17 protein-coding genes are annotated in these 21,422 nt (G+C 72.2%); 11 read left to right on the plus strand and 6 right to left on the minus strand.

Features of this window, described 5'->3' with window-relative positions:
* Positions 1-123 precede the first annotated feature (123 nt).
* Genes ABIC70_RS06775 through ABIC70_RS06790 form a run of 4 tightly spaced genes read left to right on the plus strand, consistent with a single transcriptional unit; the run spans position 124 to position 6,419 of the window.
* Positions 124-903, plus strand: coding sequence for an ImuA family protein (locus ABIC70_RS06775; protein WP_053608487.1), 780 nt, complete (start codon positions 124-126; stop codon positions 901-903).
* Positions 830-2,623 (plus strand): Y-family DNA polymerase, encoded by a 1,794-nt coding sequence (locus tag ABIC70_RS06780; RefSeq protein ID WP_354439235.1) that lies wholly within the window; start codon positions 830-832, stop codon positions 2,621-2,623. The genes ABIC70_RS06775 and ABIC70_RS06780 overlap by 74 nt, the downstream gene beginning before the upstream one ends.
* Entirely contained in the window at positions 2,620-5,910 is a 3,291-nt protein-coding gene (locus ABIC70_RS06785; protein WP_179696578.1) for an error-prone DNA polymerase, read from the plus strand. Before ABIC70_RS06780 ends, ABIC70_RS06785 begins: the two co-directional genes overlap by 4 nt.
* Before the next feature lie 44 nt (positions 5,911-5,954).
* On the plus strand, positions 5,955-6,419 hold the full coding sequence (locus ABIC70_RS06790; RefSeq protein WP_354439237.1) for a hypothetical protein: 465 nt from the start codon (positions 5,955-5,957) through the stop codon (positions 6,417-6,419).
* A gap of 40 nt (positions 6,420-6,459) precedes the next feature.
* On the opposite strand, the gene fae is transcribed toward ABIC70_RS06790, so the two are convergent.
* Complete coding sequence (fae, locus tag ABIC70_RS06795; protein ID WP_020092273.1) at positions 6,460-6,999, minus strand: formaldehyde-activating enzyme; 540 nt, start codon at positions 6,997-6,999, stop codon at positions 6,460-6,462.
* A 62-nt stretch (positions 7,000-7,061) separates the two neighbouring features.
* The gene (locus tag ABIC70_RS06800) at positions 7,062-8,303 is read right to left on the minus strand and encodes an NRAMP family divalent metal transporter (RefSeq protein ID WP_053608491.1); all 1,242 of its coding nucleotides are present in this window, start codon (positions 8,301-8,303) and stop codon (positions 7,062-7,064) included.
* A gap of 80 nt (positions 8,304-8,383) precedes the next feature.
* On the opposite strand from ABIC70_RS06800, the gene ABIC70_RS06805 reads away from it, so the two are divergent.
* Positions 8,384-8,599, plus strand: a complete 216-nt coding sequence (locus ABIC70_RS06805; RefSeq protein ID WP_043349581.1) for a hypothetical protein — start codon at positions 8,384-8,386, stop codon at positions 8,597-8,599.
* A gap of 18 nt (positions 8,600-8,617) precedes the next feature.
* On the opposite strand, the gene ABIC70_RS06810 is transcribed toward ABIC70_RS06805, so the two are convergent.
* Positions 8,618-9,064, minus strand: coding sequence for a hypothetical protein (locus ABIC70_RS06810; RefSeq protein WP_043349584.1), 447 nt, complete (start codon positions 9,062-9,064; stop codon positions 8,618-8,620).
* A 250-nt stretch (positions 9,065-9,314) separates the two neighbouring features.
* Here ABIC70_RS06810 and lexA point away from each other — a divergent pair, with 250 nt between their 5' ends.
* The gene (lexA, locus tag ABIC70_RS06815) at positions 9,315-10,052 is read left to right on the plus strand and encodes a transcriptional repressor LexA (RefSeq protein WP_053608492.1); all 738 of its coding nucleotides are present in this window, start codon (positions 9,315-9,317) and stop codon (positions 10,050-10,052) included.
* Here the strand turns inward: lexA and ABIC70_RS06820 are convergent.
* Positions 10,046-12,337, minus strand: coding sequence for a ComEC/Rec2 family competence protein (locus ABIC70_RS06820; RefSeq protein WP_354439239.1), 2,292 nt, complete (start codon positions 12,335-12,337; stop codon positions 10,046-10,048). The genes lexA and ABIC70_RS06820 overlap by 7 nt on opposite strands.
* Before the next feature lie 192 nt (positions 12,338-12,529).
* Here ABIC70_RS06820 and gltX point away from each other — a divergent pair, with 192 nt between their 5' ends.
* The 3 genes from gltX to ABIC70_RS06835 all read left to right on the plus strand — a co-directional run bounded on the left by gltX (position 12,530) and on the right by ABIC70_RS06835 (position 16,427).
* Positions 12,530-13,957 carry a glutamate--tRNA ligase gene (gene gltX / locus ABIC70_RS06825; RefSeq protein ID WP_043381930.1) on the plus strand — a complete coding sequence of 476 codons (1,428 nt, stop codon included), beginning with the start codon at positions 12,530-12,532 and terminating at the stop codon, positions 13,955-13,957.
* Between the two features lie 230 nt (positions 13,958-14,187).
* On the plus strand, positions 14,188-15,477 hold the full coding sequence (gltA, locus tag ABIC70_RS06830) for a citrate synthase (protein WP_012319002.1): 1,290 nt from the start codon (positions 14,188-14,190) through the stop codon (positions 15,475-15,477).
* A gap of 56 nt (positions 15,478-15,533) precedes the next feature.
* Complete coding sequence (locus ABIC70_RS06835; RefSeq protein ID WP_354439240.1) at positions 15,534-16,427, plus strand: DNA-3-methyladenine glycosylase family protein; 894 nt, start codon at positions 15,534-15,536, stop codon at positions 16,425-16,427.
* Positions 16,428-16,947: 520 nt separating this feature from the next.
* Here the strand turns inward: ABIC70_RS06835 and parC are convergent.
* Both parC and recO read right to left on the minus strand, forming a co-directional pair.
* On the minus strand, positions 16,948-19,194 hold the full coding sequence (parC, locus tag ABIC70_RS06840) for a DNA topoisomerase IV subunit A (RefSeq protein WP_043381925.1): 2,247 nt from the start codon (positions 19,192-19,194) through the stop codon (positions 16,948-16,950).
* Positions 19,195-19,442: 248 nt separating this feature from the next.
* Positions 19,443-20,162 (minus strand): DNA repair protein RecO, encoded by a 720-nt coding sequence (gene recO / locus ABIC70_RS06845; protein ID WP_043349601.1) that lies wholly within the window; start codon positions 20,160-20,162, stop codon positions 19,443-19,445.
* A 131-nt stretch (positions 20,163-20,293) separates the two neighbouring features.
* Between recO and ABIC70_RS06850 the strand changes: the two genes are divergently transcribed.
* Together ABIC70_RS06850 and ABIC70_RS06855 are read left to right on the plus strand one after the other, a co-directional pair.
* On the plus strand, positions 20,294-20,707 hold the full coding sequence (locus ABIC70_RS06850) for a hypothetical protein (protein WP_354439242.1): 414 nt from the start codon (positions 20,294-20,296) through the stop codon (positions 20,705-20,707).
* A 19-nt stretch (positions 20,708-20,726) separates the two neighbouring features.
* Positions 20,727-21,422: a gamma-glutamylcyclotransferase gene (locus ABIC70_RS06855; protein ID WP_043757238.1), complete on the plus strand. Its 696-nt coding sequence runs from the start codon at positions 20,727-20,729 to the stop codon at positions 21,420-21,422.

Here is a 21,422-nt window from a genome sequence, read left to right on the forward strand (position 1 = left end):
GGCGTCCACAGCCATCCACAGGCCAAGCCGCTGCTTCCGTGCGCGATTCCGGGACGCCCTGGAAACCGTTTGTGTGCGTTCCTGTTATGTTCCTATCGTCCGGCATGACCGGAGCCGACGGAGATGGGGCTGGACCCTGCGGACGAGACCGAGGGGGCGATCGCGCGGGGCGATCCCCGGGCCCGGCTTGCGGCCCTGCGGATGCGCCTCGCGCCGCCGGCCGGCGAGCGGGACCTGCCGCCGGTCCTGCCGCTGGGCGTACCGGAGCTCGACGGGCATCTGCCGGGCGGCGGCCTCGTCCTTGGGCCGCCCCACGAGATCGCGCCGGCCGAGCCCGTGGACGGGGTCGCGGCCCTCGGCTTCGCCCTGGCGCTCTGCGCCCGCCACCTCGCTGGCCGGCCTGGTCCGGCGCTGATCGCCGCCGCGCCGGGGCAGCCCCTGCCCTACGGCCATGGCCTCGCGGGACTCGGCCTCGATCCCGCCCGGCTGCTGCTGCTGGAGGCCGGCAGCGATGCGGAGGTGTTCCGCGCGCTGGAGGCGGCCCTGCACGCCCGGGCGCTCACGGCCCTCGTCGGCCTCGTCCGGGACGGCCTGCCGCTGAAGCCGGGCCGGCGCCTGCAGCTCGCCGCGGAAGGGTCTGCTCCGCCGCTGCTGCTGATCCTGCGGCCGGCGCCTGCCGGCCTGCCCAACGGGGCCGCCACCCGCTGGCGGATCGCCGCGGCGCCCGCGGCGCGGGACCGGTTCGGCACCCTCGACAGGCCGCGCTGGCGGGCGCGGCTCGAACGCTGTCGCAACGGGCGGGGCGGCGACTGGCTTCTGGAGTGGGACCATGCCGCGCATCGTCTGCATCTGCCTGAGCCACTGGCCGGTGACGCGGCTGCGGCGGGCCGGTCTCGCGCCTGAGCGCGGCCCCCTCGCGGTGGCCGCCGAGGGCCCCGGCGGCCTGCGGCTCGTGGCCCTCGACCCGGAGGCCCGCGCCCTGGGCCTCCAGCCCGGCGAGCCCCTGGGCCGGGTCCGGGCGCGGATCGGCGTGCCGCTCCAGGTCTATCCCGCCGACCCGACCGCCGACCGGGACGCTCTGCTGCGGCTCTGCCGCTGGGCGGGCGGCTACGCGCCCCTCGTGGCGCCGTTCGGGCCGGCCGAGGCGGGGGACGGGCTCTACATCGACGTCGCCGGGGCCAGTCACCTGCGCGGCGGCGAGGCGAGTCTCGTCGACGATCTGGCAGACCGTCTCGCGCGGGGACATATCCCCGCCCGGATCGCCCTTGCCGACACACCCGGGGCCGCCTTCGCGCTGGCCAGCCACGGCGGGGTCGACCGGATCGTCGTGCCGCCGGGCGGGGCGGCCGAGGCTCTGCGGGGTCTGCCCGTGGAGGCCCTGCGGCTGGATCCCGGCACGGTCTCGGGGCTGAAGCGGCTCGGCCTGCGCCGGATGGGCGAACTCGATGCCCTCCCCCGGGGGCCCCTCGCCCGTCGCTTCGGCGAGGCGTTGCTGTTGCGCCTCGATCAGGCCCTGGCACGCCGTCCCGAGCCGCTGGCGCCCCTGTCGGAGGCCGCCGAATACGCCGCCGCCCGCGGCTTCCTCGACCCGATCGGGCGGCAGTCGGACATCGTCCGGACCGCCCGGGACCTGATGGCCGAGATCGCCCCCCGTCTGGAGCGGGACGGGCTCGGTGCCTGTGCCCTGCGCCTCGCCCTGCACCGGGTCGACGGGGTGGTGCGGGCCCTCGATCTCGGCCTGTCGCGCCCCGAGCGTCACCCCGAGCGGGTCGCGGCCCTGGTTTCCCTGCGCCTCGACCGGTTGGGCTCCGCCCTCGAGGCCGGGTTCGGCTTCGAGACCGTGGTGCTCGCCGTGACGGTGACCGGCGCCATGCCGGCCCGCCAGACCGATCTCGGGGCGGACGCCTCCGGCGATGGGGTCGCCGTCCTGGCCGATGCCCTGGCGCAGCGCCTCGGGCGGGGGTTGCTGCGCCTGGAGCCACGGGCGAGTCACCTGCCGGAACGGGCTGATCGGAGCGGTCCCTGGGTTGCCGGAGAGGGGCACGGATCGTCAGCGGACAAGGACATCGGCCGGACGCGCGCGCATCGCCCTCTCCCCTCTGCGGAGGAGGATGCCCCCCGAAGGGGGACGAGTCGGCACGAAGTCCCGCACGGGGGGGGCGAGGGTGCAGGGTCCGGCCGTGGCCATCATGAAGCGCGCGATCCTTCCGGAAGCGGCTTTTCCTTCTCCCGGCCCCTTCTGAAGCAGGAGCCAACCTCCCCCGCAGAGGGGGGCGTGAGGGCGCGGGCCTTTCCCATCTCCGTCCCCTGCTCCATCCCCTGGCCCGATCACCTCCCGCCCCGCCCCCTGGTGCTGTTCCCCCGGGGCGAAGCCGCGTGCGACGTGCTCTCCGCCGTCCCGGAGGGGCCGCCCCGGCGCTTCCGCTGGCGCGCGCAGGTTCACAGCGTCGCCCATGCCGAGGGGCCGGAGCGGATTTCCGCCGAATGGTGGTGCGCGCCCGGCGCGGAGCGAGACTATTACCGCATCGAATGCGAGGCCGGTCACCGGCTCTGGCTCTACCGCGACGGGCCGCACGCCCCCGGGCATCCGGCCGCGTGGTACGTCCACGGGCTGTTCGCGTGAGCCGCCCCGAGATCCCTTTCGCCGAACTCGCCGTCACCACGAACTTCTCGTTCCTCCACGGCGCCGCGCACCCGCAGGACTACGTCGTGCAGGCGGCGGCCTACGGCCTCTCGGCGATCGGCATCGCCGACCGCAACACCGTGGCCGGCGTGGTCCGGGCGCATGCAGCGGCGCGGGCGCTCGAAGCGGAGGGCACGAAGATCCGGATCCTGCCCGGCGTCCGCCTCGTCACCGAGGAGGGGTTCGAGGCCGTCACCTACCCGATGGACCGGGCGGCCTGGGGGCGCCTCTGCCGGCTGCTCACCCTGGGCAACCGGCGCGTCCGCAAGGGGGAATGCCGCTTCGCCTTCGCCGAGATGCTGGAGGCCGCGGAGGGACAGATGTTCATCGCCATGCCGCCGGCCCGGCGCCTGCCGGAGGGCTTCCGGGCGCGTCTGGAGGCGCTTGCCGCCGCGGCCCCGGGCCGGACCTTCCTCGGGGCGAGCCATACGCGCCGGGGCGACGAGCGGCGCCGCCTCGGTCTGCTCGCCGAGCTGGGCGCGGCCGCCCGCGCGCCGATGGTCGCGGTCTCGGACGCGCTCTACCACCATCCCGAGCGGCGCCCGCTCCAGGACGTGGTGACGTGCATCCGCGCGGGCTGCCGGATCGGCGAGGCGGGCTACCGGCTGGAGGCCAATGCCGAGCGCCACCTGAAGCCCCCCGCCGAGATGGCGCGGCTGTTCGCCGACCACCCGGAGGCGGTGGCCCGCACCGTCGAGATCGCCGAGGCCTGCGGTTTCTGCCTGTCCCAGCTGCGCTACGAATATCCCGACGAGCCGGTGCCCCCCGGGCGCACGCCGCAGGACTACCTGGAGGAGAAGACCTTCGAGCGGGCGCACTGGCGCTACGGCGGCGATATTCCCTCCGCCGTCGCGGCGACGCTCCGCGAGGAGCTGCGGCTCATCGCCAAGATGGACTATGCCCGTTACTTCCTGACCCTGTTCGACGTGGTCGAGTTCGCCCGCGGCAAGGGGATCCTCTGCCAGGGCCGCGGCTCGGCGGCCAATTCCGCCGTGTGCTTCTGCCTCGGCATCACCGCGGTGGACCCGTCCAAGCACCGGCTGCTCTTCGCCCGCTTCATCTCGGAGAACCGGGGCGAGCCCCCCGACATCGACGTCGATTTCGAGCACGAGCGCCGCGAGGAGGTGATCCAGCACCTCTACGCCCGCTACGGCCGGGAGCGGGCCGCCCTCTGCGCCACGGTGATCCACTACCGTCCGCGCATGGCGATCCGCGAGGTCGGCAAGGTCCTCGGGCTCACCGAGGACGTGACCGCGGCGATCGCCGACACGGTCTGGGGCTCCTGGGGCACCGGGATGCCGGACCAGCATGTGCGCGAGGCCGGCCTCGATCCCGGGAACCCGGCGATCCGGCAGGCGCTGGACCTCGCCCATCAGCTGATCGGCTTCCCCCGCCACCTGTCCCAGCATGTCGGCGGCTTCGTGCTGACCCGCGGGCGCCTCGACGAGACCGTGCCGGTGGGCAACGGCGCCATGGCGGACCGCACCTTCATCGAGTGGGACAAGGACGACATCGACGCGATCGGCCTGATGAAGGTCGACGTGCTGGCGCTCGGCATGCTGACCTGCCTCAAGCGCGGCCTCGCGTTTCTGGAGAAGGACCACAATACCTTCTACGAGACGCTGGCCGACCTGCCCCAGGAGGATCCCGCCACCTACGCGATGCTGGCGAAGGCCGATTCCGTCGGCGTGTTCCAGGTCGAGAGCCGGGCGCAGATGTCGATGCTGCCGCGCCTGAAGCCCAAGGAATTCTACGACCTCGTCGTGCAGGTGGCGATCGTGCGCCCCGGTCCGATCCAGGGCGACATGGTCCATCCCTACCTGCGGCGCCGCTCCGGGATCGACCCGGTGGAGTACCCCGCCCCGCACCCGGACCACGGGCCGGCGGACGAACTGAAGGAGGTCCTGCAGAAGACCTACGGGGTGCCGCTGTTCCAGGAGCATGCCATGCAGATCGCCATCACGGCGGCGGGCTTCACCCCGGCCGAGGCCGACGGCCTGCGCCGGGCGATGGCGACCTTCCGCCATGTCGGCTCGATCGGCGGCTTCGCGGACAAGTTCGTGGGCGGCATGACCCGCCGGGGCTACCCGCAGGACTTCGCCGAGCGCTGCTTCGCGCAGATCCGCGGCTTCTCCACCTACGGCTTCCCGGAGAGCCACGCGGCGAGCTTCGCGCTCCTCGTCTACGCCTCGGCCTGGATGAAGTGCCGGCACCCCGACGTCTTCCTGGCCGCGATCCTCAACGCCCAGCCCATGGGCTTCTACCAGCCGGCCCAGCTGGTGCGCGACGCCCGCGCCCACGGGGTCGAGGTGCGGGGCGTCTGCGTCAACGCCAGCGACTGGGACTGCACCCTGGAGCCGGCCGGAAATCCCGCGCTGCACGCCGTGCGGATCGGCCTGCGGGTGGTGCGCGGCCTGCCCGAGGCCGCCATGCGCCGGCTCGTGCGGCTGCGGGCCAACGGCTATGCCAGCATCGAGGGCCTGCAGGCCGCCCTCGCCCTGCCCCGCAACACCCTGGAGCGGCTGGCCGAGGCGGACGCGTTCCGCTCGCTGGGCCTCGACCGGCGCGCCGCCCTCTGGATGGTCCGCACCCTGGAGGGGACCTCGGCGCGCAAGGCCGCCAAGGCCGACCCGAGCGCGCGCCGGGCCCATCTCCTCGACGCGCCCCTGCCGCTCTTCGCTTGGCACGCCGATGACGGCCTGTTCCGGCACGAGCCGGCCGTGGACCTGCCGTCCCTGGCCCCGTCCGAGGCGGTGGCCGAGGATTACGCCGCCACCGGCCTGTCGCTGCAGGGGCACCCGGTCGCCTTCTTCCGGGGGCGGCTCGCCCGGATCGGCGCGATCCCGGCCCGGGCGCATCTCGATCCCGCCCTGCCCCAGGGGGCGCGGGTCACGGTGGCGGGCCTCGTGCTGATCCGCCAGCGGCCCGGCACCGCCAAGGGCGTGGTGTTCCTGACCCTGGAGGACGAGACCGGTATCGCCAACGTGATCGTCTGGAAGACGGTGTTCGAGGCCAACCGCCGGATCGCCATGCAGGCCCGGTTCCTCGCCGTGCGCGGCCGGATCCAACGGGCGGACGGGGTGGTCCATCTCGTGGCTGAGGGGTTTCGCGATCTCACCGCGTCCCTGCGCGACCTGCGCGAGGCCGGGATGAAGCTGCCCCCCGAGAACACGGATTTCGGCGTGCCCCCGGATCGGCGCGTGTATCGCAGCCGGGATTTCCACTGAGGAACGCCCCTCGACAGGCCCCGCGCCGCGCGTAGAGTGCGGCCATGTCGAGCTTCGCCGTTCCGCGCCTCCTCCTCGCCGCCTGCGCGGCCCTGCTCCTCTGGGCGGAGGCCGCCCGGGCCGACAGCTGCGACGACCTCACCCGCCAGATCGCCGGCGCCATCGGCGGCAAGGTCGGCAAGCGGGCGGGCCCCAGCATCGACATCCGCATGGCCGGCCCGATCAAGTTCGACGTGACTTGCCGGGCCGAGCCGATCGTGCAGGCGACCTCGGCCGAGCCCGCCCCCTCGGCGACCTTCTTCCGCGACCTGTCGGTGGCCTCCGAGATCCTGGTCGGCGAACCGGCCGCGACCGTCGAGCCGATCATCGCCAGCGCCTACCGGACCGCGCTGTCGGAGCGGCGCAAGTCGTTCATCCAGCAGAACGGCTGGTCGGCCTCCTGCTACACCGACCCGGGCAGCACCGCGATGCGGACCCTGTGCTCGGTGGGGCGCATCCCGCCGGGGTGATGCGATATCGACCCCGGCAGGATGCGCGCGAAGGGGCCTATCAGTACTCGATCACGCCGTCCAGGGCGTAGTGCTTCACGGTCTTCCGGTTGGCGATCAGCTCGTCCACCGTCGGCTCGCCCTTGAGGGCGCGGGCGATGGCGAGCTTCGTCGCCTCGTAGTTGGTCCGGTAGAGGTCCTTCTGGTCGAGGTTGTCGTCCTCGGCGCAGCGCTGATCGAGCCAGATCATGATGATCATGCACAGCTCGTCAAGCCCGTCCTTGGGCAGGATGCCCTCGATGATGCAGTCCACGATCGCGTCGCCGGTGGCGGCCTGGACCACGCCGCCGAGGAGCTCGGCATACTCGGCCGTGTGGATCGTGACCTTGGTGGTCATCATCGTGGCGGGGCGCACGAGCTGGTTGAGGTCGCGGACCACGAACATCCGCGTGTGGCCCTGGACCTGCCCCATCATCGACGCGAAGGCCTGGCCGACCGGACCGCGCACCGAGCCGATCAGCACCTCCGGCATGGCGTCGGTGTACTGGCCCTCGGCCGCCAGCACCGTGGCCTCGCCCGTGCGGAACCAGATCTCTTGCATGTTCGAACTCCACCTGATCGGAGCCCGCGGGAGACATCATCGGAGGCCCCGCGTCAATCGCGTCAGAGCAGGCCCACCCCGTCCAGGACGCCGACCATCGCGAACGCGATCGTGATCCCCGACACCGCGTAGACCACCCCCTTGTAGACGCCCGCCACGCGCTGCCCCTCGGGCAGGGCCCGGGTGGCGAGGAGGATCAGCAGGCCGAGCGCCAGGGGCAGGAGCAGCGCGTTCATCACCTCCACGGCGATGTTGAGCGCCACGAGATCCGGCACGAGCTGCACGGCGACCGCGCCGGCCGCGACCGCGAGCGCGAAGGCGCCGTAGAAAGCCGGAGCCTCCCGGGGCGACTGCTCCAGGGAGTGCGGCCGGCCGGTCACGTCGCCGAACCCCCAGGCCAGCGCCAGGGCCACGACGTTGAGCGCCACGAAGGCCGCCGCGATGATGCCCACCCCGAACACCACCTGCCCGAGCCACGGCCCCAGGGCCGGCGTGAAGGCGCCCGCGAGATCGCCGACGGTCTCCAGCCCCTTCGCGCTGCCCTGCCCGGCCTTGCCGATCGTGGCGGCGGTGGCGACGAGGATCGCGCCCATCACGCATTGCGAGACCACCGCACCCACGAGTGTGTCGAGCCGCGAGCGCCGCGCGTGCTCCCAGCCCAGGCCCTTATCGACGATCGCCGACTGCTGGTAGAAGATCATCCACGGCATGATCACCGCGCCGATATTGGCCGCGATCAGCACCCGGAACTGGCCGTCGCCCAGCGGCATGTGCCCGAAGGAGGCGACGATCTCGGGCAGGTTCGGCCGCGCCGCTACGGCGAGCCCAACGAAGACCAGCTCGAATAGGCCGACCACGATCGCCACGACCTCGACGCGCCGGTAGCTGCCGGTGAAGACGAGCCCCAGGAGCAGGCAGGCCGGCAGGCCGAGGCTCACGAGCCGCGGCACCCCGAACAGGTCCCCGATGCCGGCGATGCCGGAGAATTCCGTGACGATGGCGCCGATGCCGGCGACCACGAGGCCGCCGTACGAGATCCAGGCCCAGACCGGCCCGTAGCGCTCCCGGATCAACGCGCCGTGGCCGCGTCCGGTGGCGGTCCCGAGCCGCACCGTCAGCTCCTGGACGACGTACAGGATCGGCACCAGCAGGATCTGGAGGAGCAGGAGCGAATAGCCCCAACGCGCCCCGCTCTGGGCCGCCGTGATGAGGCTTCCGACATCCGTATCGGCCAGCATCACCACGAGTCCGGGGCCTGCGGCCTTGAGGTAAGCGGACAGGCGAGGCAGGGAAGCGCTGGGCACGGCTCGGGAACAGTCCCGCGCACGGCCGGTTCCGGCGGGCGCCTGCGGCGTTTTCCCGGGGCAGGCGGGAGGGACATGTGATGGCGGAGAGCACGGATCGGGGCTCCGGCTGGAGCCTGCAGGCGACCGCCGTGCCCGACGGGGTGCGCCTGGAACTCGCCCTGGCCGACCTCGGCGGCGCGCCGGTCACCGCCGCGATCGTTCTCGACCGGGCGGAAGCCCGGGCCTTCGCCCGCGCCCTGCTCGCCGCCGCCGGCGACGCGGCGGAACGGACCTTCCCGAAGCCGGGCGCCTGACGGCGCGCCGCCGGTCGGTCAGCGGGCCAGACCGGGATTGCGGCCCGGCAGGCGGGGGACCACGGTGCCACGCTTCTCGATCGGCGTGTCGCAGGCGTAGGCGAACTCGGTCTTCAGCGGATCGAACACGGTCTCGCCGGTGATCCGGCAATCCTCGCGCACGGTCTCGTCGAGATAGGCCCGAGCGGCGGTGCGGAAGCGCTTCACCCGGGTGGCGTCCGGCTCCGGATCGATCCGGGCCTCGCTCAGGTTGCAGCCGGTATATTCGCGCAGGGCGTTCGAGACGATCAGCATCCGGCGCATCTGCCGGTTGTCGTAGACCTCGTAGGGCTCCTTGCAGCCGATCGTCACCACCTGGGGGGTGAGCGCCACGTAGTTCCGCGAGATGTAGGAGAACCCGGTGGTGCAGCCGGCGAGGCCGAGGGCGGCGAGGCCGAGGGGCAGCAGAGCTGCGGGTCGTCGCATCCTCGTCATCCCAAGAGGGTCCCAGCCCGCGGCCCGGATCCGCCGCCTTCCCGGCGGGGCGCCGCGGTGCATTGAAACGGCTCCGCTTGCGCCGTCAATGCGTTTCTCGACCTTGCTCCCGCGAGCGCGGAGCGACGCGCCAAGCGTAGCGGTGCCGCCCTTGCGGAACACTTGCGGAACGTTTAACCTGTTCGTGATTTGTTTCAGAGACCGTCACGGGGCGGTCTGCCAAGCCGCGAGTCCCCCTTCGATGCTCACGCGCAAGCAGCTGGACCTCCTGCGTTTCATCCAGAGCCGGATGCAGGAATGCGGCGTCCCGCCGTCCTTCGACGAGATGAAGGACGCCCTCGACCTCAAGTCGAAATCCGGCATCCACCGGCTGATCACGGCCCTGGAGGAGCGCGGCTTCCTCCGGCGCCTGCCGAATCGGGCGCGCGCCATCGAGGTGATCCGCATTCCCGAGAGCCTGAGCCAGACGGTCCCATCTTCGGCCCCATCTTCGGCCCCGGCCGAGCCGCGCCGTTTCACCCCGAGCGTGGTCGAGGGCGGCAAGTCCAAGCATCCGCCGGCCCCGGCCAGCACGCGGATGATCGACGACGCCGGTCGTGCCATTTCGATCCCGGTGATGGGCCGGATCGCCGCCGGTACGCCGGTCTCGGCGATCCAGAACCAGAGCCATGCCATCACCCTGTCGCCGGATTTCGTGGCCGGCGGCGAGCACTATGCCCTGGAGGTGCGCGGCGACTCGATGGTCGAGGCCGGCATCCTCGACGGCGACCTCGTGGTGATCCGCAAGCAGGACACGGCCAATACCGGCGACATCATCGTGGCGCTGATCGACGACGAGGAGGCGACGCTCAAGCGTCTGCGCCGCCGCGGCTCCTCGATCGCCCTGGAGGCCGCCAACCCGGCCTACGAGACGCGCGTCCTCGGGCCGGACCGGGTCCGGATCCAGGGCCGCCTCGTCAGCCTCGTCCGCCGCTACTGAAGCGGCTCGGCCGGCGCGTTGCCGGGGGCGAGGTCCCCGCCCGACGCATCGGTTTCCGGAGGCGTTGTCGCCCCGTCGTCAGAGGCGCGGGCCTCCGCGGAGGGCGCGGTGACCGGTTGTGGTGATCCCGGCCCGTGTTCCGAGCGTGGTCGCCAGGGCACGGCGCGGCCATCGGCCCGGGCGTGACGGGCGACGAAGCTCTCGCCGTCGGACCTGAGGGCGACGGCGCCCTGGGCGGCCAGGACGCGCCGGTCGATCACCAGGGGGCCGGTGCAGGACGGTGGGGCCACGAGGCCCGTGATCAGCACCGCGGCGCGGGCGCAATCCTCCGGGAAGGCCCGCCGGTCCCGGACCAGGGCGACCGCCCGTCCGTCCGGCAGGCGCGCGGTGCATCCGAGCCGGTCACAGCGGCCGCTGCCCGATCGGACGATCAGTGCCCCGGCTCCCCGTCCGTCGCCGTCCGCCTTCAGCCATTGTTCGAGAACGAAGCCGGACGGGCTGCCGAGGGCCGCGAGCCGTCCGTCCGGCCCCCGCACCGCGGCCCCCGCACCCTGCCGATCGACATAGAGGTCGTAGCGGTCGGGTCGGGCCGCGACGACGAGTCCGAGCAGGATCGGCGGCACGGCGAGCCAGCGCAGGCGGGAGGCCGGTAACGTCGCGAGCAGCAGGCCCGCGGTCAGCAGGAACAGCGCCGCGGTGCCGAAGGCCGGTACGACCACGATGGCCCGCTCGAACCCGGCGATCCAATGGGAGACGGCGAGCATGCCCCCCACCGCCTGACCCATCAGCCACCAGATCGGGCGGTCGAGGGCGAAGGGATAGGCGAGGATCCCGATCACCGCGGAGGGCATCACCACGAGGGAGACGAGCGGCAGGGTCAGGGCGTTGCCGACGAGGCCGAAGGGCTGGATCGTCTGGAAATGGTAGGTGGCGAAGGGCGCGGTCGCGACCTGCGCCACCAGGGTCGTGGCCAGGGTCCCGGTGACCGCCGAGAGGCCGCTGCCGACGAGCCGACCGAGCCGGCCCGCCCCGTGGCGCACGAACAGCCGCCCGTCGATCAGCCGCGCGCAGGCGATCAGCCCGGCCACGGCGCCGAAGGACATCTGGAAGCTCGGGCCGAGCAGGCCCTCCGGCTCCCGGGCCAGGGCGATCAGCGCCGCGAGGGCGAGGTTGCGCATGGACAGGGCGGGCCGGTCCACCAGGATCGCGCCCAGCATGATCAGGGTCATGATCAGCGAGCGCTCGGCGGCGATGTCCCAGCCCGAGAAGGCGCAGTAGGCGGTGACGCCGACCATGGCGAAGCCGGCCGCGATCTTCTTGATCGGCCAGAGGAGCGCGCAATGGGGGACCAGCGCGAGCAGCGCCCGCACCAGCCAGAACACCACGCCGGCGGCCAGCACCATGTGGAGGCCCGAGATCGACACAACGTGGTAGATCCCGGCGGCGCGCAGCGCATCGTTGGTCGCCGGGCCGATGAGGCCGCGCTTGCCGGTCACCAGGGCCGCCGCCACCGCGCCCGCCTGGCCGCCGGCGGCCTCCGCGATCCGGCGGGTGAGCCCGTTCCGGGCCGCGTCGAGCGTGGCGGCGAGCCGCAGGCGGAGGGGCGGCGGCTCGGTCGGCGCCCGGATCGTGACCGCCCCGACCAGCGAGCCCACCGCGCCGATCCCCTGGAAGTAGGCGTCTCGGGCGAAATCGTAGCCTCCGGGCCGGGCCGCCTCCGGGGGAGGCAACAACCGGGCGGTGGCGGCGACGACGTCCCCGGGAAGCGGGGTCGGCGTCTTGCGGAATGACACCCGCACCCGGGCGGGCCGCGCCTCCGGCGCAAGGCCGGCGAAGCTCTCCACCCGGATCAGCAGCCGGGCGCCGACCTCGCGCTCGTCCAGGGCTTCGACCGTTCCGATGAGGGGGCCGATGGTGGTGCGGGGGAGGACCGGGGCGGCGACCTCCGAGACCCGCCAGGCCGCCGCCGCGAAGCCGAGGAACGCGGCCGCCACCGCGAGCACCGCCGCCAGCGCCGCAGGGCGCGCGCCGAGGAGCGGGATCGGCGCCAGGGCAAGGGCGGCGGCGACAAGGGGCGCGGCCAGGCTCGGCGCGCCGTCGGTCGCCGCGAAATAGACCAGGATCCCCCCGCCGAAGGCCACCGCCAGCCAGGGGAACAGCCGGCGCTGCTCGGCGTCCCGGGCAAGGCCTTCGGCCACCCAGTGGCGGATGACCGGGAGGGCGGTCGCGCGGGGGCCGGCCAGCGCCACCGCGCCGCCCGCCAGCCTCGCGCCGATCCGCCGCATCGCCGCCGCCCCGTTCCGCGCGACCTGTCTCGGGGCCGGGCGATTCTGCGGGCGATTCTTAACGCATCCTCCGGCTCGTGCTACAGCCGGTGCTTCGTGCTACGGGCGCCCTGTCGAGCCCCTCGCCGCTCCGCCGCCCCTTCGCCGTCCGTCGCGCTCCGTCCGCGACCAGCCCCGGAACATACCGGACCGATGTCCTCAGCCGTCGTCACGCGCTTCGCCCCCTCGCCCACCGGCTACCTGCATATCGGCGGGGCCCGCACGGCGTTGTTCAACTGGCTCTACGCCCGCCACACCGGCGGCAAGATGCTGCTGCGCATCGAGGATACCGACCGGGAGCGCTCCACCAAGGGCGCGATCGACGCGATCCTCGACGGCCTGTCCTGGCTCGGCCTCGACTGGGACGGGGACGTGGTGTTCCAGTTCGCCCGGGCCGAGCGCCACCGGGCCGTGGCCGAGGAGCTGCTGGCGGCCGGCCGTGCCTACCATTGCTATGCCACCGCCGAGGAGCTGACCTCGATGCGGGAGACCGCCCGGGCCGAGGGCCGCGCCCCCCGCTACGACGGCCGCTGGCGCGACCGCGACCCGTCCGAGGCCCCCGCCGGGGTCAAGCCGGTGATCCGCCTGCGCGCGCCGACCGAGGGCGAGACCGTCGTCGAGGACGCCGTCCAGGGCCGCGTGACCTGGGCCAACAAGGACCTCGACGACCTCGTCCTGCTGCGTTCGGACGGGACGCCGACCTACATGCTGGCCGTGGTGGTCGACGACCACGACATGGGCGTCACGCAGATCATCCGCGGCGACGACCACCTCACCAACGCGGCGCGCCAGAGCCAGATCTTTTCCGCCTTGGGCTGGGACATTCCCCGGATGGCCCATATCCCGCTGATCCACGGGGCGGACGGAGCCAAGCTCTCGAAGCGCCACGGGGCGCTCGGCGTCGAGGCCTATCGCGATCTCGGCTACCTGCCGGCGGCCCTGCGCAACTACCTCGTGCGGCTCGGCTGGAGCCACGGCGACCAGGAGGTCTTCTCCACCGAGGAGATGGTCGCGGCCTTCGACCTCGGCGCGGTGGGGCGCTCCGCGGCGCGGTTCGACTTCGCCAAGCTCGCCAACCTCAACGGCCTCTACATCCGCACCAGCACCGATGCCGATCTCGTCGCGGCGATCGAGACGATCCTGCCCAATGTCGGTCCCGGACGCGGCCTGTCGGCGCCGCTGCAGCCCGACCTCAAGGACAAGCTCACCCAGGCCATGCCGGGCCTGAAGGAGCGGGCCAAGACGCTGATCGAGCTCCTCGACAGCGCCTATTACCTCTACGCCCAGCGGCCGCTGGCGCTGGACGACAAGGCCCGCGCCCTCCTCTCCGACGAGGGCCGCGCCCGGCTCGCCGGGGTGCGGCCGGTGCTCGAGGCGCTGCCGGACTGGAATGCGGCCTCGACCGAGGGTGCGGTTCGCCAGTACGCGGAGGACGCCGGCTGCAAGCTCGGGCAGGTGGCCCAGCCCCTGCGCGCGGCGCTGACCGGCCGCACCACCTCCCCGCCCCTGTTCGACGTGATGGCGGTGCTCGGCCGGGAGGAAACCCTCGCCCGCCTGGGCGATCAGGTGCCGCAGGTCTGAAGCCACCGGGCGTAGCCGGGGAACTGCCGGCCCCGGCTCGAATTGCGCTTGGTGGAATTTGCTTGGCGTCGGGGTCGGGTTGTCACCGACCCCGTTGCTGCTGCATTGCCGTTTGGGTAACCCATGCCTGTGAGCACCCGCAGCATAATGCGTGTGCTCAGGCCCCCGGGACCGACTCGGGCAGCCCGAGCCCGGCATCCGCCACGTCGCCAGAGAAGGGTCCACGATCCATGAGCGCACCCAGCACCATCACCGTGGACGGCAAGTCGATCGAGCTGCCGGTGAAATCCGGCACGATCGGGCCGGACGTGATCGATATCGGCAAACTCTACGCCCAGACCGGCGCCTTCACCTTCGACCCGGGCTTCACCTCGACGGCGTCCTGCGAATCGAAGATCACCTATATCGACGGCGACGAGGGCGTGCTGCTCTATCGCGGCTACCCGATCGAGCAGCTCGCCGAGAAGGGCGACTTCCTCGAGACCTGCTACCTGATGCTGTTCGGCGCCCTGCCGACCGCCGCCCAGCGGGCCGATTTCGAGTACCGGGTCACGCGCCACACCATGGTGCACGACCAGATGAACCGGTTCTTCACCGGCTTCCGCCGCGACGCGCACCCGATGGCCGTGATGGTCGCCTCGGTGGGCGCCCTCTCGGCCTTCTACCACGACTCGACCGACATCACGGACGAGAGCCAGCGGCTGATCGCGTCGATCCGCATGATCGCCAAGATGCCGACGCTCGCCGCGATGGCCTACAAGTACTCGATCGGCCAGCCGTTCGTGTACCCGAAGAACGACCTCGACTATACCTCGAACTTCCTGCGTATGTGCTACGCGGTGCCGTGCGAGGAGTACGAGGTGAACCCGGTCTTCGCCCGGGCGCTCGACAAGATCTTCATCCTGCACGCCGACCACGAGCAGAACGCCTCGACCTCGACCGTGCGGCTCGCCGGCTCCTCGGGCGCCAACCCCTTCGCATGCATCGCGGCCGGCATCGCCTGCCTGTGGGGCCCGGCCCATGGCGGCGCCAACGAGGCGGCGCTCAAGATGCTGATGGAGATCGGCACCCCGGAGAACGTCGGCAAGTACGTCGCCAAGGCCAAGGACAAGAACGACCCGTTCCGCCTGATGGGCTTCGGCCACCGGGTCTACAAGAACTACGACCCGCGCGCCCGGATCATGCAGAGCACCACCCATCAGGTGCTGAAGGAGCTCGGCAAGACCGACGATCCGCTGCTCCACGTCGCCATGGAGCTGGAGCAGATCGCCCTCAAGGACGAGTACTTCATCGAGAAGAAGCTCTACCCGAACATCGATTTCTACTCGGGCATCACCCTCAAGGCGATGGGCTTCCCGACCGACATGTTCACGGTGCTGTTCGCCGTGGCCCGCACGGTCGGCTGGATCGCCCAGTGGGCCGAGATGATCGAGGATCCGTCGCAGAAGATCGGCCGTCCCCGCCAGCTCTACGTCGGTCCGACCCAGCGCGACTACGTGCCGGTCGACCAGCGCGGCTGAGGCAGGAGCACCTGTCCTGTGACGCGAGCGACGGGGCGGCCGAGAGGCCGCCCTTCGTGTTTGCGGGGGCGATCGAACGCCGCCTGCCCGTCCGGCCGCCCTACCACTGGGCGGCGATCCGCGCGTTCCTCGCCAAGCGGGCGATCCCGGGCGTCGAGGCGGCCGATCCCGTGGCGGCCTACGCCCGCACGATCAGCATCGCGGGGCGGCACGGGCTCCTGACGGTGGCGCCCGGCGCGGATTGCCTGCACGTCGCGCTGCGCGGCGTCGAGGCCGGGCACGCCGAGGCGGTCGCGGGGCGCCTGCGCCGCCTCTTCGACTGCGACGCCGATCCCGGCGCCATCGCGGCCTGCCTTGTCGGCGATCCGGTCCTGGCCCCGCTCGTCGCCGCGCGGCCGGGATTGCGCCTCCCCGGGGCCTGGGACCCGTTCGAGACCGGCTGCCGGGCGATCCTCGGTCAGCAGGTCTCTGTGGCGGCCGCAATCGGGCTCGCGGGCAAGCTGGTGGCGGCGTTCGGGACGCCCCTCGCGGAGCCGATGGGCGGGCTGACCCACGTCTTTCCCACGCCGGCGGATCTGGCCGAGGCGGATATCGCCCTGGCGCTCAACATGCCGCGGGCCCGCGGCGCGGCGATCCGAGCGCTGGCCGCGGCGGCTTTGGCCGATCCGGACCTGTTCGCCCCGGCGGAGTCGTTGGAGGCCGCGGTGCTCCGCTTCACGGCGATCCGCGGGATCGGTCCCTGGACGGCGCAGTACATCGCCATGCGGGCGCTCAAGCTGCCCGACGCCCTGCCGGTGGGCGATGTCGGCCTGCTGCGGGCGCTGGAGAGCCGCACCGGGCGTCCAAGCCCGGCGGCGCTCCTGGCCCGGGCCGAGGCGTGGCGCCCGTTCCGGGCCTACGCGGCGCAGCACCTCTGGGCGGCGGACGAGGCGACCGTGAAGGGGCGGTGATCGCCTTCCCTGATGTCAGCGCCGTCGTCGTTGCGAGCGGAGCGAAGCAATCCAGTCGGCACCACGCTAACGTATGCCGCGTAGCCCTGAGTCACTTCGCTGTGCTCGCGATGACGGAGGGGCTGGTCGACCCGGTGCCCCCATGGTCGTTGTGGGGCCATGGATGGCGCCCTACAGGGGGCGGGTGGCAAGCACCACGGACCCTCTGCCCGTGACGACAGCCCAGCTCCTTCTTCTGGCGGTTCCGATCGGCGGCGTGGTGGCCCTTGGCGCGCTCTGGCTCGATCAGCGTTCGCGCTGAGACCGTCTCCGAACGAGGCGCGGTTCCCCTCTCCCGAGCGGGAGAGGGACAGGGATGAGAACGATCCGGAAGAGGCGCGACCCAAACGCGCGTCGATGGCGGGCTCTATTCTGATCCTTCTCGACCCTCACCCCAACCCTCTCCCGAACGGGAGAGGGAGCCTGTCGCGCCTACATGAACGGACGTGCGTATGGCCGTCCTCTTTCAGTCGGCCCCCCTTCAGCGCCCGAACCGCTCGAATTTCGGGAAGCTGCGCGCCATCATCAGCCCGACCTCGGCGCGGTGGCCGAGCCACTTCTCCAGCACCGACGCGTTGGCGAGCCGGCCCTCCGGTGAGCCGTCCTGCCAGGGCAGGCCGTCCGCCAGCTTGAACACGTGCGCGTCGAGCAGCCCGCCGCTGCGGCAGCGCTGGAGGCGCACGCCCTTGCCGCGGGCGAGTTCGGCCACCTCGGAGATCGGGAAGATCAGCAGCAGCTTTTCCGTGTTGACCACCGCGACGTGGTCGCCCTCGGCCGGCACCAGCACCGCCGCGGTGGCGTCGCCGTCGAGGCCCAGAACGTTCTTGCCCTTGCGGGTGTTGGCCACCAGCGCGTCGGCGGGCGCCACGAAGCCGCGCCCGTCCGAGCCCGCGATCAGCAGCTTGGTCTCGGGCCGGTAGGGCAGCGCCGCCACGATCTCGGTGCCGTCGTCGAGGTCGGCCATCAGCCGCACCGGGTCGCCGAAGCCGCGCCCGCCCGGCAGCTTCGAGGCTTCCAGCGTGAACACCTTGCCGTTCGTGGCGAGCAGCAGGATCTTCTGCGTGGTCTCGGTGGGGAAGGCGATCTTCAGGGTGTCGTCGCCCTTGAACGCAACGCCCGAGAGGTCGGCGACGTGGCCCTTGAGCGCCCGGATCCAGCCCTTGGTGGAGACGATCACGGTGATCGGCTCGCGCTCGACCAGGGCGGCGGTGAAGTCGATGCCGCCGACATCCGGGGGGCTCGCCAGCGTCGTGCGGCGCTTGCCGAGCTTGGTCTCGGGCCCGAAGGTCTTCTTCACGGCGCGGATCTGCGCCTGGATCGTCTTCCACTGCGCCGGCTCGGAGGCGAGCAGGGCGTCGATCTCGGCCTTCTCGGCGGTGAGCGCGTCGAACTCGCGCTTCAACTCCATCTCCTCCAGCTTGCGCAAGCTGCGCAGGCGGGTGTCGAGGATGGCGTTGGCCTGGATCTCGGTCAGCTCGAAACGGGCCATCAGGGCGGCCTTCGGCTCGTCCTCCTCGCGGATGATGCGGATCACCTCGTCGAGGTCGAGATAGACGATGAGCAACCCGCCCAGGATCTCCAGGCGGCGGTCGATCTGGCCGAGGCGGTAGCGCGAGCGGCGCTGCAGGACGACGCGGCGGTGGTCGACCCATTCCCGCAGGCACTCGGCGAGCCCGATCACCTTCGGCACGAGGCCGCCGACCAGGACGTTGAGGTTGAGCGGGATCCGCGCCTCCAGCTCGGTGAGCCGGAACAGCGATTCCATCAGGATCACCGGATCCACCGTGCGCGAGCGCGGCTCCAGCACGACACGCACGTCCTCGGCGGATTCATCCCGCACGTCGGCGAGCAGCGGCAGCTTCTTCTCCTGCAGCAGCTCGGCCATCTTCTCGATCAGCCGGCCCTTCGGGATACCGTAGGGGATCTCGGTGACGACGATGTTCCAGGTGCCGCGGCCGAGATCCTCCTTGGTCCAGCGGGCGCGGACCCGGAAGGCACCGCGGCCGGTGCGGTAGGCCTCGGCGATCGACTCGGCCGAATCCACCAGGATGCCGCCGGTCGGGAAGTCCGGCCCCTGCACGAACTTCGCGAGCTGCCCGGACGTCGCCTCGGGATGGTTGATCAGGTAGAGCGCCGCGTCGCACAGCTCGGCGGCGTTGTGCGGCGGGATCGAGGTCGCCATGCCGACCGCGATGCCCTGGCTGCCGTTGGCGAGCAGGTTCGGGAAGGCCGCCGGCAGGACGATCGGCTCCTCCTTCTCGCCGTTGTAGGACGGCCGGAAATCGACGGTGTCCTCGTCGATCCCGTCGAGCAGGAGGCGGGCGACCTCGGTGAGCCGCGCCTCGGTGTAGCGGTAGGCGGCCGGACCGTCGCCATCGATGTTGCCGAAATTGCCCTGCCCGTCGACCAGCGGGTAGCGCTGGGCGAAGTCCTGGGAAAGCCGCACCAGGGCGTCGTAGATCGCCTGGTCGCCGTGCGGGTGGAAGTCACCCATCACGTCGCCGACGATCTTGGCGCATTTCTTGTGCGCGGTGTTGGGGTCGAGGCGCAGCAGCCGCATCCCGTAGAGGATGCGCCGATGCACGGGCTTCAGCCCGTCGCGGGCATCCGGCAGCGCCCGGTGCATGATCGTGGACAGCGCATAGGCGAGGTAGCGCTCTTCCAGCGCGGATTTCAGCTCGACGCTCTCGATCCCGTCGCCGGACGGCGGCTCGAAGGGCTGGCCCATGACGGCTCCTGTCTCAGGGCGGGGCCGCCGACCGGCAGCGCCGCCTTTCCGGATGGTTCGTCAGTCCGGGGCACCGAAGGCGAGCCCGGAATCCAGAACCACCGACCCTGTCCGAGGAGGCGGACGAACCTTGCGGGCCGAGCGATTCTGGATTCCGGGCCCCGCTTCGCGGCCCCGAAACGACGGGATGACACAGCCCGGGTTGAGCCGCGCTCAGACCCGGGCGCGATTAGAACATAGCGCGAACATTACCCGGCCTCGCGGCCGAGCGCAACGAATCGCGCCCGCTCCTCGGACGGCGCGAGGCCCCGCGGGCCCCAGACGTGCCGGTCGAGGAAGTACCCCGTCAAGGTAAACCCTTGGGCAACGCCGTCCGGACCCGGGGATCCGCCGGCGAGCAGGAAGGTTGGAAGCGCGAGAAGACGGTCCCGATAGGGCTCGCCCGCCGAGGCGCTGACCGCCCGGCCGCTCTTCGGCGAGACGTAGGCGAGGGCGTCGTTGCCGCCGGTGGCGGCGCAGGCTGTCAGGTCCAGGCCGAAACCGAGCTCCGACAGGATGGCCAACTCGAACCGCACCATCAGGGGCGGCGCGATGGCGGGGTCGTCGAGGTGCTCGACGAGGATCCCCGCCGCCGCGTAGAGCGCCGGATGCGGGTCGCGCTCGGGGAGGAGCCGCAGCAGCGCCGCGAGGTGTCCGATGCCGTATAGGGCCAGGCTCGATCCGATCAGCCGGGAGACCTGCGACTCGAGGGGCTCCACCGCGTAGGCGCCGAGGCCCTCGTCGAGGCGCGCCCGCCAGGTCAGCCGGACCCGGTTGCCGGGCTGGAGCACCGGCTGCATCCGCCGCGAGCGTCCGCCATGGACGAGGCCGAGATGGCGTCCATGGGCCTCGGTCATCGCCTCCAGGATGACGCCGGTCTCCCCGTGCCGGCGCAGGCCGAGCACCAGGGCGTCGTCGGTCCATTGCATCGAACGTCGCGTCGTGAGGTGAAAGGGGCGCGGCGCGCGACGGGCGCGTGCCGCTCGTTCTCCTCATATAGGGACCCGCAGCCTTCGGCGCTGTCCAGCCTCAGGCAGCCTTGGCCGGTTAGCGAGGGCCGATGCCGCCCCGCGCCGCTCTTGCCATCATCTTCGCCCTCGCCCTCGCCCTCGCCTCCGCCGGCGCGCAGGCCGGGCCGCGCAAACCGAAGCCCGCGGCCGAGGACGTGCCCTCCCCGGCCCTCCTCCAGCGGATCGCCGCCCTGGCGCTCAAGCAGGTCGCCTTCGGTTCGATCTCGCTGCTGCCGGTGCGCTTCGAGGGCAGCCGGATCGCCGGGCCGATCGCGGAGGGCGGCCGGGTGATCTACTGCGTGTCGGGCCGGATGTACGGCCGGACCTTCGGCAAGCCCGAGCGCCCGAAGGTGACGTTGCTCTACGAGGCCGACCGGCTCACGGTGCTCGACGACGACGAGGACTGCACCGGCCATCGCACCCGGCCCTTCCCCGAACTCGACGCGCTTGGCAACAAGCCGTGAGGCCGCTGCGTTGAGGGCCATGCCCTGCGCGCCCGCCCGCACCCTCGACCTCAGCCTCGACCTGATCGCCCGCGCGCATTCCGTCCCGGTCCCCGACGACCCGAGCGCCCTCGACGTGCTGTCGGATTCGGAGTTGCGCCCGGGTTTGGAGGCGATCGTCGCCGGGCGCGAGGGCTGCGATCTCTGGGTCTTCGCCTACGGCTCGCTGATGTGGAATCCGGAATTCGAGGTCGCCGAGCGCCGGATCGGGACGGTGCGCGGCTTCCACCGCCGGTTCTGCCTGCTGCAGCGCCGGTTCCGCGGCACGCCGGAGCGGCCGGGCTTCGTCCTGGCGCTGGACCGCGGCGGCCTCTGCCGGGGCGTCGTGTTCCGCCTGCCCGGGATGGAGATCCGCGAGGCGCTGATGCCGGTCTGGCGCCGGGAGATGCGGGGCCGGGGCTACGTCGCCCGCTGGCTGCCGGTCGCCACCGAGACCGGAACCGTGTCGGCGCTGACCTTCCTGGCCAACCGCGCCAGCGACCGCTACGCCGGCCGCCTCTCGGACGCCGAAATCGCGGAAAAGATCGCCGCCGCCTGCGGGCACAAGGGACCGAGCGCCGAATACCTGTTCCGGACCGTGGACGCCTGCGAGCGCCTCGGCATCCGCGACCGCCATCTCTGGAATCTCCAGGCCCTTGTGGCCGCGCGGCTCAGGGCCTGTGCTCCGGGGGCGTGA

The organism is Methylobacterium sp. 1973, from assembly GCF_040545035.1.
Taxonomy (GTDB): domain Bacteria; phylum Pseudomonadota; class Alphaproteobacteria; order Rhizobiales; family Beijerinckiaceae; genus Methylobacterium; species Methylobacterium fujisawaense.

Coding starts and splice junctions, on each gene's coding strand:
- ABIC70_RS06775 (WP_053608487.1), top strand. CDS start 124: ATGGGGCTGGACCCTGCGGACGAGACCGAGGGGGCGATCGCGCGGGGC.
- ABIC70_RS06780 (WP_354439235.1), top strand. CDS start 830: ATGCCGCGCATCGTCTGCATCTGCCTGAGCCACTGGCCGGTGACGCGG.
- ABIC70_RS06790 (WP_354439237.1), top strand. CDS start 5,955: ATGTCGAGCTTCGCCGTTCCGCGCCTCCTCCTCGCCGCCTGCGCGGCC.
- fae (WP_020092273.1), bottom strand. CDS start 6,999: ATGCAAGAGATCTGGTTCCGCACGGGCGAGGCCACGGTGCTGGCGGCC.
- ABIC70_RS06805 (WP_043349581.1), top strand. CDS start 8,384: ATGGCGGAGAGCACGGATCGGGGCTCCGGCTGGAGCCTGCAGGCGACC.
- ABIC70_RS06810 (WP_043349584.1), bottom strand. CDS start 9,064: ATGCGACGACCCGCAGCTCTGCTGCCCCTCGGCCTCGCCGCCCTCGGC.
- lexA (WP_053608492.1), top strand. CDS start 9,315: ATGCTCACGCGCAAGCAGCTGGACCTCCTGCGTTTCATCCAGAGCCGG.
- ABIC70_RS06820 (WP_354439239.1), bottom strand. CDS start 12,337: ATGCGGCGGATCGGCGCGAGGCTGGCGGGCGGCGCGGTGGCGCTGGCC.
- gltX (WP_043381930.1), top strand. CDS start 12,530: ATGTCCTCAGCCGTCGTCACGCGCTTCGCCCCCTCGCCCACCGGCTAC.
- gltA (WP_012319002.1), top strand. CDS start 14,188: ATGAGCGCACCCAGCACCATCACCGTGGACGGCAAGTCGATCGAGCTG.
- parC (WP_043381925.1), bottom strand. CDS start 19,194: ATGGGCCAGCCCTTCGAGCCGCCGTCCGGCGACGGGATCGAGAGCGTC.
- recO (WP_043349601.1), bottom strand. CDS start 20,162: ATGCAATGGACCGACGACGCCCTGGTGCTCGGCCTGCGCCGGCACGGG.
- ABIC70_RS06850 (WP_354439242.1), top strand. CDS start 20,294: ATGCCGCCCCGCGCCGCTCTTGCCATCATCTTCGCCCTCGCCCTCGCC.
- ABIC70_RS06855 (WP_043757238.1), top strand. CDS start 20,727: ATGCCCTGCGCGCCCGCCCGCACCCTCGACCTCAGCCTCGACCTGATC.